At 75.1% G+C, this 8,858-nt stretch carries 9 protein-coding genes; all 9 read right to left on the bottom strand.

Going from position 1 to position 8,858, the window contains the following annotated elements:
* Nucleotides 1-511 (bottom strand): chemotaxis protein CheW (locus PYV61_RS15740; RefSeq protein ID WP_275833254.1); only part of this gene is annotated, 511 nt, incomplete at its 3' end.
* A complete protein-coding gene (locus PYV61_RS15735; protein WP_275833252.1) occupies nt 483-1,493 on the bottom strand; it encodes an RluA family pseudouridine synthase in 1,011 nt (336 codons plus the stop codon). The genes PYV61_RS15735 and PYV61_RS15740, both read right to left, overlap by 29 nt.
* Nucleotides 1,490-2,023, bottom strand: a complete 534-nt coding sequence (gene lspA / locus PYV61_RS15730) for a signal peptidase II (RefSeq protein ID WP_275833249.1) — start codon at nt 2,021-2,023, stop codon at nt 1,490-1,492. The genes PYV61_RS15735 and lspA (PYV61_RS15730) overlap by 4 nt, the downstream gene beginning before the upstream one ends.
* Nucleotides 2,024-2,039: 16 nt before the next feature.
* Nucleotides 2,040-2,609 (bottom strand): signal peptidase II, encoded by a 570-nt coding sequence (lspA, locus tag PYV61_RS15725; RefSeq protein WP_275833248.1) that lies wholly within the window; start codon nt 2,607-2,609, stop codon nt 2,040-2,042.
* 5 nt (nt 2,610-2,614) lie between these two features.
* Complete coding sequence (locus tag PYV61_RS15720; protein ID WP_275833246.1) at nt 2,615-3,079, bottom strand: TraR/DksA family transcriptional regulator; 465 nt, start codon at nt 3,077-3,079, stop codon at nt 2,615-2,617.
* On the bottom strand, nt 3,079-6,342 hold the full coding sequence (ileS, locus tag PYV61_RS15715) for an isoleucine--tRNA ligase (protein WP_275833243.1): 3,264 nt from the start codon (nt 6,340-6,342) through the stop codon (nt 3,079-3,081). Before ileS ends, PYV61_RS15720 begins: the two co-directional genes overlap by 1 nt.
* Complete coding sequence (locus PYV61_RS15710; protein WP_275833241.1) at nt 6,339-7,190, bottom strand: purine-nucleoside phosphorylase; 852 nt, start codon at nt 7,188-7,190, stop codon at nt 6,339-6,341. Before PYV61_RS15710 ends, ileS begins: the two co-directional genes overlap by 4 nt.
* A complete protein-coding gene (locus PYV61_RS15705) occupies nt 7,187-7,888 on the bottom strand; it encodes a DivIVA domain-containing protein (protein ID WP_275833239.1) in 702 nt (233 codons plus the stop codon). The genes PYV61_RS15710 and PYV61_RS15705 overlap by 4 nt, the downstream gene beginning before the upstream one ends.
* A gap of 109 nt (nt 7,889-7,997) precedes the next feature.
* Nucleotides 7,998-8,678, bottom strand: a complete 681-nt coding sequence (locus tag PYV61_RS15700) for a YggS family pyridoxal phosphate-dependent enzyme (protein WP_275833237.1) — start codon at nt 8,676-8,678, stop codon at nt 7,998-8,000.
* Nucleotides 8,679-8,858 lie beyond the last annotated feature (180 nt).

Below are 8,858 nucleotides of genomic sequence, written 5' to 3'. Positions count from 1 at the left end.
CGGCGCCGGCGGTCCGCCGGGCGTCGTCGGTGAGACGCACGGCCCCCCGCACGGGCAACCCGCGCGCGTCGCGCGCGGCCTCCTGCGCGTCCGCGTCGCCGACCTGTCGCGCCGACGCCACGCCGCGCACGCGCCACCCCACCAGCGCCGCGCCGCGCCGCCCGTCGTCGACGACCACCATCCACGCGTCGCGCGCGTCCGACGGCGCGTCGTCGGCGTCGCGCCCGTGCGACGCGCGGCGGCGCACGTCGGCCACCGGCACCAGCGCGCCGCGCACGGCGGCGAGCCCCAGCACCCAGCGCGCGGTCCCGGCCAGCGGCGTCACCGGCGCGGCGCGCGCACCGTCGCGCGCGCGCGCGGCGTCGAGCGCGTACGCGGCGCCCGGCAGCTCGACGACCAGCACCTCCCGCGCGTCCGTCGGGGCCTCCTCGTGCTCCGGCGCGTCCGTCTCGCGCGCGGGCGCGACGCCCTCGGGGACGTCGTCAGGGGAGCGGGTCGTCGTAGAAGCCAAAGGCGTCGAGCGGGTCGGGGTGGTCGGCCAGCGCGGGGTCGCCCGCCAGCGCCGCCATCGAGCGGCGCAGGTCGGCCGGCAGCGGCGCGCGGAAGTCGAGCGCGGCGCCCGTCGCCGGGTGCCGCAGCCGCAGCCACGCCGCGTGCAGGAAGTGCCGCTGCGCGCCGAGCGCCACGAGCCGCCGCCCGCCGCCGCCGCCGTACGTGTCGTCGCCGAGCACCGGGTGCCCGATGCTCGCGAGGTGCACGCGGATCTGGTGCGTGCGTCCCGTGTGCAGGTGCGCGCGCAGCAGGTCCCCGACGTCGAAGCGGGCGAGGCGCACGAAGTCGGTGCGCGCCGCCCTCCCCCCACTGACGACCGCCATGCGCTTCCGGTCTCGCGGGTCGCGGCCGATCGCCTTCTCGACCGTGATCCGGTCCTCCTTCAGGTGCCCCCAGCACACGGTCGCGTATCGGCGCACCACGCGCCGCGCCGCCAGGTCGCCCGAGAGCACGCGGTGCGCGCGCTCGGTCTTGGCCACCACGAGCAGCCCCGACGTGTCCTTGTCGATCCGGTGCACCAGCCCGGGGCGCTCCTCCCCGCCCCCCTCGGCCAGCGCCTGCCCGCGCCCGATGAGCGCGTTCACCAGCGTCCCGGTCCAGTTGCCGGGCGCGGGGTGCACCACCATCCCCGCCGGCTTGTCGATCACCACCAGCTCGTCGTCCTCGTAGACGATCGAGAGGGGGATGTCCTCGGGGAGGACGGCGCGCCCCGGGGGCGGCGGCACGTTCACGTCCACGCGCTCGCCGGCGCGCACGCGCCAGCTGGCCTTCTCGCGGCGCCCGTCGACGGTCACGTCGCCGTTGGCGACGAGGGTGGCCGCCTGCGTGCGCGAGAGGCGCAGCGCGCCGGCCACGTACAGGTCGAGCCGCCCGCCCGCCTCGGCGTCGCCGACGACCAGCGCGTGGCGCCCCGGCGTCGGCTCGGCCGCCGGCTCGCTCATCGCTCGGCGGCGCCCGCCTCGCCCGCCGGCTGCGCGTGCTGCAGCTTCGACTCGAAGCGCCACAGCAGCAGCACGAGGCAGGCGGCGCCGACGCTCACCGCCATGTCGGCGATGTTGAACGTCCAGAAGCGCACGTCGCCGACGCCGATGTCGATGAAGTCGACCACGCCCTCGGGGCTGCGGATGCGGTCGATGAAGTTCCCGATCGCGCCGCCGATCACCGCGGCGATCGCGAGCCGCAGCGCGCGCTCCGCCGCCGGCAGGCTGCGGTACAGGCGCACCAGGAAGCCGACGATCAGCACCGTCAGCACCATGAAGATCCAGCGCGACGCGTCGCCCAGGTGCATGCCGAACGCCGCGCCCGGGTTGTAGGTCAGCGTGAAGCGCACCACCTCGCCGACCACGTCGTGCGGCGTGTGGCGCGGCAGCAGCGCGCGCTCCGCCCACAGCTTGGTGAGCTGGTCGGCGACGACGATGCCCGCGACGGTCGCGACGGCGGCGGTGGTGCTGGAGCGCTCGGAGTCGGACATGGAACGGGCCGGGGGATCAGGGCGCCGCGGGCGCGGCGGGCGCGGCGGGCGCGGCGGGGGTGTCGTCCTCGTCGGCCTCGCCCCACAGCGACCACGCCAGGAGCGCCGCGCCGAGGGTGACCGCGACGTCCGCGACGTTGAACGTCGGCCAGCGCGCGGCGCCCACCCCGACGTCGATGAAGTCGACCACGCCCTCCGCGGAGCGCAGCCGGTCGATGGCGTTGCCGACCGCGCCGCCGCAGAGCAGCGCCAGCGCGGCGGTGCGCCGGTTGTCGCGGTCGCGCGTCGTGCGGTACAGCCACCAGAGCACGCGCAGCACGACCGCCGTCAGCGCGAGGAACACCCACCGCGAGTGCTCCCCGACGTGCAGCCCGAACGCGGCGCCCGGGTTGTAGACGAGCGTGAAGCGCAGCCCGTCGCCGAGCACCCGGTGCGGGAAGCCGCGCGGGATGAGCGTGGCGACCGCCATCGCCTTGGTGACGACGTCGACGAGCAGGACCAGCACCGCGACGGGCCAGAAGACCACGCCGTTGGTGCTGATCTCGGCCGCCGCCACCCCGGGCCCGGGCGCCGCGCGCTCGGCCACGGACGTCAGCCGCCCTTCTTGCCGTCTTCCTCGCGCTGCTTGCAGTCGATGCAGTAGCGCGCGTGCGGCAGGGCGTCGAGCCGGTCGTAGGCGATCTCGCCGCCGCAGGAATGACACTTCCCGAACGTCTCGGGCGAGCGGTACAGCCGGCGCAGCGCCTCGTCGATGTGCCAGAGGAAGCGCCCCTCCTGCGAGGCGAACAGGAACGCCTTCTCGCGCTCCATGGCGTCGGTCCCCTGGTCCGCCATGTGGAACGAGTACGAGCTCAGGTCGCCGTCCGACTCCTGCTGGCTGGCGCCAAACGTCTCGCCATGGTGCCCCAGCTCCTTCAGGACGCGCTTCCGCTCCTCGAGCAGCCGCTTCTCGAAGTGGGCGATCTGCTTCTTGTTCAACGGCTTGAAGGTCTTCTCGGCCGAGGGCTCGGCGGCCGCCGCCTTCTGGGCCGCGGCCTTGGTCCCGCTGCTGGGCATCAGGGATGGTCCTTGCTCAGGGTGACGTGCACCGCCGACCCGTCGAGGTCGAAGGCCTGCGTCTGACGATTCGAGGGGTGGATTGCATCTGCCGCGCCGGCGCCGACCCGGACGGAGGTCGCCAGCACCTCCCCGGCGACGTACGCCTCGTGCGCCCGGACGGCGGCCTCGACCTCGGGCGCCCCCGTCACGGCGAGCACGATCCGGTCGCTGACCTCCAGCCCCGCTTCCTTGCGGAGGCGTTGTACCCGACTCACGAGCTCGCGAGCCATCCCCTCCTGCTTCAGCTCGGGGGTCAGCCGCGGGTCCAGCGCCGCGACCAGCCCCCCCTCCTCCTGCACCGCGTACTCCCCGGTCGCCCGGCGGTGGATCGCCAGGTCCTCCGGCAGCAGCGGGTGCTCGGCCCCCTCCACCGCGATCGTGACCGGCTCGCCGCGCTCGAACGCCTGGAGCGCCTCGCTCCCCAGCGCCCCTACGGCCTGCGCGGCCAGTGGTGTCGCCTTCCCGAACCGCTTGCCGAGGACGCGGAAGTTCGGCTTGGCCTCCAGGGTGACCAGCGCGTCGCCGCTCTCGGCCCAGCGCACGGCCTTCACGTTCAGCTCGGTGCGGAGGAGCGCGCTCAGCTCCTCGAGCAGCGCCCGCGGCGGCTGCGGCTGCCCCGGGCGGACCGGGAGGACCCCGACCACTTCGGCCAGCGGCTGTCGCACGTTGATCCCGACCGCCTCGCGCGCGGCGCGTCCCAGGTTGGCCAGCCGGCGCACGTCGTCCATCGCCGCCTCCAGCGCCTCGTCCTCCGCCCCGGTCGTGTTCGGGCGGGCGTATGCCGCCAGGTGCACGCTCGCCCCGGTCAGGGCGCGGTGCATCCAGTCGGTCACGAACGGCGCGAACGGCGCCAGCAGCCGGCAGGTCACGGCCAGCACCTCGTGCAGCGTCGCGAAGGCGGCGCGCGCGTCGGCGGTCGGCTCGCTCCCCGGGAACCAGAAGCGCGCGCGCGACAGCCGCACGTACCACTTCGACACGTCGTCGTCGAAGAACTCCATCACCCGCCGCGCGGCCGACGTCGCGTCGTAGTCGCCGAGCAGCCGGTCGGCCTCGCGCTCGACGCCGGCGAGGCGCGACAGCACCCACCGGTCGAGCGCCGGGCGGTCGGCCGGCGCCGGGTCGGCGTCCGACGGCGCCCAGCCGAAGTTCGCGTACAGCGAGAGGAACCGGTACACGTTCTTGAGCGTGACCAGGAAGTTCCCCGCCGTCTGCCGAATCGCCGCCTCGTCGAAGCGGCGCGGCACCCACACCTGGCTCGACGACACGAGGAACAGGCGCGCCGCGTCGGCGCCGTGGCGCTCCATGATCTCCCATGGGTTGACCACGTTGCCCCGGCTCTTCGACATCTTCTGCCCCGCCGCGTCGAGCACGAGGTCGTTCACGACGACGGCGCGGTACGGCGCCGGCGCGTCGCCGGCGTTGTTCGGCAGCGCGTCGCCCAGCCCCGTGGCGATGGCGAGCAGCGAGTAGAACCACCCGCGCGTCTGGTCCACGCCCTCGGCGATGAAGTCGGCGGGGAACTGCCGCGCGACCATCTCCCGGTTCTCGAACGGGTAGTGCCACTGCGCGAACGGCATCGACCCCGAGTCGAACCAGGCGTCGATCACCTGCGGCACGCGCCGCATGGTGCCGGTGCCGCTCGGCGCCGGCCACGTGTACTCGTCGACCTGCGGCTTGTGCGGGTCGAAGTCGTCGGGGAGCGGGCGCCCGAGGCGCTCCGCCAGCTCGGCGTACGAGCCGACGACCTGGATCTCCGACGGGTCGGCGTCGTTGACCCACACCGGGAGCGGGCTCCCCCAGTAGCGGTCGCGCGAGACGGCCCAGTCGATGTTGTTCTCCAGCCACGACCCGAACCGCCCGCTCCCTACCTCGGGCGGGTTCCAGTTCATCGCCGCGCTGCGCGCGACCATGCTGTCGCGGTACGCCGTGGTGCGCACGAACCACGAGTCGCGCGCCGAGTAGATGAGCACCGTCCCGCAGCGCCAGCAGTGCGGGTAGTCGTGCTCGAACTCCGCGGCCTTCCACAGGACGTCGCGCCGCTTCAGCTCCTCGACGATGAGCGGGTCGGCCTTCTTGAAGAAGACGCCGCCCACCACCGGCACCGACGCGTCGAACTCGCCGCGCGCGTTGACCGGCTGCACGAACGCGAGCCCGTGCCGCTTGCCGGCCTCGTAGTCGTCCACGCCGAACGCCGGCGCTATGTGCACCACGCCCGTGCCGTCCTGCGCGGTGACGAACGACTCGCCGACGATCACCTGCCGCTCCCCCGCCTCGGGGAACTCCACCCAGTCGAGCGGGCGGCGGTAGCGCATCCCGACCAGCGCCGTCCCGGGCATCGCCTGCACCACGTCCCACCGGTCGGCCCAGTCGGCGCCCAGCACGGCGCCGGCGAGGTCCTGCGCGAGCACGATCGTCCACTGCGCGCCGGTCCTCTTGCGCAGCTCGACGTACGTCAGCTCGGGGTTCACCGCCAGCGCGGTGTTCGACACGAGCGTCCACGGCGTGGTCGTCCACACCAGGATGCGGCGGCGCTCCGGGCCGTCGTGCTCCAGGTCGAGCGCGACGTACACGCTCGGGTCGGTGACCACCTTGTAGCCGAGCGCCAGCTCGTGCGACGAGAGCGCGGTGCCGCAGCGCGGGCAGTACGGGAGGATCTTGTGCCCGCGGAAGAGCAGCCCCTTGTCGGCCAGCGTCTTCAGCGCCCACCAAACGCTCTCGACGTACTCCTTGTGGTAGGTGACGTACGCGCGCTCGTAGTCGAGCCAGTACGCCATGCGCTCCGACAGCTCCTCCCACTCGCCGCGGTACTTGAACACGCTCTCGCGGCACAGCCGGTTGAACTCGGCCACGCCGAACTTCTCGATCTCGGGCTTCCCGCTGATGCCGAGCGACTTCTCGACCTCGATCTCGACCGGGAGGCCGTGCGTGTCCCACCCGGCCTTGCGCGGCACGAAGTGGTTGCGCATCGCGCGGTGGCGGCAGAACAGGTCCTTGATCGTGCGCGCGAAGACGTGGTGGATCCCGGGGCGGCCGTTGGCGGTCGGCGGGCCCTCGTAGAACACGAAGGGCTCGCCGCCGGCGCGGGCCTCCTGCACGCGCTCGAACAGGCGCTCGTCGCGCCAGCGCGCCAGCAGCTCGAGCTCCAGCTCGTGCGGCGCGCGCTCGGCGGGGAGCGGGGGGAAGGCGGCGTCGGCGGCGTTCGGGGTCACGGTGCTGCTCATGTCGTCTCGTCCATGCGCGCGAGCACGCCGCACACCACGTCGGCGAGCGCGGGCTCGGCGCGCTGCGCCACGGCGATGATCTGCTCCACCGTCGCCGGCGCGAGCGCGTCGGGGAGGCACTGGTCGGTGATGATCGACAGCCCGAGCACGCGCATCCCGGCGTGCCGCGCCACGATCACCTCGGGGACGGTCGACATCCCCACCACGTCGGCGCCGAGCGCGCGCAGCATGCGGTACTCGGCGCGGGTCTCGAGGTTGGGCCCGGGCACGGCGGCGTACACCCCCTCGCGCAGCGTGGCGCCGCGCGCGAGCGCGACCTCGCGCGCCAGCGCGCGCAGCGCGGCGTCGTACGGCTCCGACATGTCGGGGAAGCGCGGCCCGAGCGCGTCGTCGTTGGGCCCGATCAGCGGGTTGTCGCCGAGCAGGTTGAGGTGGTCGGCGATCAGCATCAGGTCCCCCGGCGCCCACAGCGGGTGCATCCCGCCGCAGGCGTTCGACACCACGAGCGTCGGCGCGCCGAGCGCGCGCAGCACGCGCACCGGGAAGGTCACGTCGGCGAGCGCGTACCCCTCGTAGCGGTGGAAGCGCCCCTGCATCGCGATCACGCGCCGCCCGGCGAGCGTGCCGCACAGCAGGCGCCCGGCGTGCGACTCGACCGTCGACAGCGGCATCCCGGGGATCGCGTCGTACGGGATCGCCGCCTCGACGTCCAGGCGCGCGGCGAGCCCGCCGAGCCCCGTGCCGAGGATGATCGCCGCCTCGGGCGCCGCGTCCCAGCGCGCGCGCACGGCGTCGGCGGCGGCGGCCAGGCGCGACCGCCCGGCGGCGAGCGCGTCGGCCGCCGTCATCCCTGCTCCGTCTCGCGCGCCGGGTCGATGGGCGACGGGCTCACGCTGACCTCCAGCTCCAGCTCCGCCGCCAGCGCCTCCAGCGCGCTGGCGTCCAGCGGGTGCATGTCGCGCGCGCGCTCGCCGCGCACGTCGCCCCTCGCGTCGTTCCACCCGGCCGGCGCGTCGAGCGCGGCGCGGCGCGGGGCCGGCGGCGGCAGCGTCCGCGACTCGGCCGCCGCCAGCTCGGCCAGCTGCCGCTCGGCGAGCAGCCGGAGCTGCGCGATGTACGTGCGGTGGACCCGGTCCAGCCCCGTGATCTCCTCCTCGACCCGGCGCTGCTCGCCGCGCAGCTCGTCGACGTGGCGGCGCGCGTCCTCCTGCGCCTGCCGGCGGATCTCGTCGGCCTCGGCGCGCGCCTCGCGGCGGATCAGCTCCGCCTCGCGCTCGGCGGCCTCGCGGGTCTGCGTGCCGATCTGCTGCGCCGAGATCAGGGCGTCGTTCAGCGCCCGGTCGCGGTCGCGGAACGCGCGCAGCTGCTCGTGGAAGTTGCGCGCCTTCTGGTCGAGGTCCTGGTTCGCGCGCGCCAGCCGCTCGAGCTCCGCCGCCACCTGGTCGCGGAACGTCTCGACGCGCGCCTTGTCGTACCCGCGCAGCGCGGCGCCGAAGTCGTACCGGCGCACGTCGAGGGGGGTCAGGCGGAAGGTCTCGTCGGTCATGGGCGGGCGGGGACGCGGCGGGGACGGGGGACCGACGAAGATACCGGGTCGGCGGCCCGGGGGGCAGCGCGCCCGGGGGCGGCGCCCCCCGCGCCACGACGCCTCCGCGTCAGCCCCGCGCCCCGAAGAGCAGCGTCCCGAGGCGGACCATCGTGGCCCCCTCCTCGACGGCGACCTCGTAGTCGCCCGACATCCCCATCGACAGCTCGGCCGCCGGGTGCCCGACCTCGGCCAGCGCCGCCCGCGCCGCGCGCGCGCCGGCGAAGGTCGCCCGCAGCACCCGCTCCCCGGCGTCGAACGGGGCCATGGTCATCACCCCGCGCACCACCACGCCGGGGAGCGTCGTGAGCCGCTCGGCCTCGGGGACCACCTCGTCGGGGGCGTAGCCGCCCTTGGACGCCTCGCCGCTGGCGTTCACCTGCAGCAGCACGTCGATCGGCCGCCCGCGGCGCACCCCCTCGGCGTGCAGCGCGTCGGCGAGCCGCGGGCTGTCCATCGACTGGACCAGCGCGAAGCCGTCGAGCTGGCGGACCTTGTTGCGCTGCAGGTGGCCGATCAGGTGCCAGCGCACCGGCACGTCGAGCGCGGCCATCTTGGCGGCCGCCTCCTGCACCCGGTTCTCGCCGACGTCGTGCAGCCCGGCCTCCCAGGCGGCGCGCACGGCCTCGGGACCGTGCGTCTTGGTCACGGCCACCACCGTGACGCGCTGCTGGTGGCCGCCGCGCGCCAGGGCGCCGTCGATCGCCGCGCGCACCGCGGCCAGCCGCTCCGCCAGCTCCGGGTAGGGCATGGCGCGCAAGTCTACCAGCCGCGGCAGGCCCGCTCAACCCACCACGCGCCGGGGCGCGGCGCCGCGTCGGCGGGCACCGCCGCCCCCGCCTCGGCGAGCGCCAGCGCCGGACAGGCGAGCTGCCGCTGCGCCCACGCGGCCACGCCGTCGCCGCCCGCCGGCACCGGCTCGCGCAGCACC

Origin of the sequence: Roseisolibacter sp. H3M3-2, from assembly GCF_029211165.1 — a bacterium.
GTDB lineage: Bacteria > Gemmatimonadota > Gemmatimonadetes > Gemmatimonadales > Gemmatimonadaceae > Roseisolibacter.
The sequence above is the reverse complement of the archived record's forward strand: the minus strand, read 5'-3'. Positions and strand labels throughout refer to the sequence as shown.

What these genes read in the sequence shown, in the direction of transcription:
- PYV61_RS15735 (WP_275833252.1), bottom strand. Translation starts at nt 1,493, where the DNA reads ATGAGCGAGCCGGCGGCCGAGCCGACGCCGGGGCGCCACGCGCTGGTC.
- PYV61_RS15705 (WP_275833239.1), bottom strand. Translation starts at nt 7,888, where the DNA reads ATGACCGACGAGACCTTCCGCCTGACCCCCCTCGACGTGCGCCGGTAC.
- PYV61_RS15700 (WP_275833237.1), bottom strand. Translation starts at nt 8,678, where the DNA reads ATGCCCTACCCGGAGCTGGCGGAGCGGCTGGCCGCGGTGCGCGCGGCG.
- PYV61_RS15710 (WP_275833241.1), bottom strand. Translation starts at nt 7,190, where the DNA reads ATGACGGCGGCCGACGCGCTCGCCGCCGGGCGGTCGCGCCTGGCCGCC.
- lspA (WP_275833249.1), bottom strand. Translation starts at nt 2,023, where the DNA reads ATGTCCGACTCCGAGCGCTCCAGCACCACCGCCGCCGTCGCGACCGTC.
- PYV61_RS15720 (WP_275833246.1), bottom strand. Translation starts at nt 3,079, where the DNA reads ATGCCCAGCAGCGGGACCAAGGCCGCGGCCCAGAAGGCGGCGGCCGCC.
- ileS (WP_275833243.1), bottom strand. Translation starts at nt 6,342, where the DNA reads ATGAGCAGCACCGTGACCCCGAACGCCGCCGACGCCGCCTTCCCCCCG.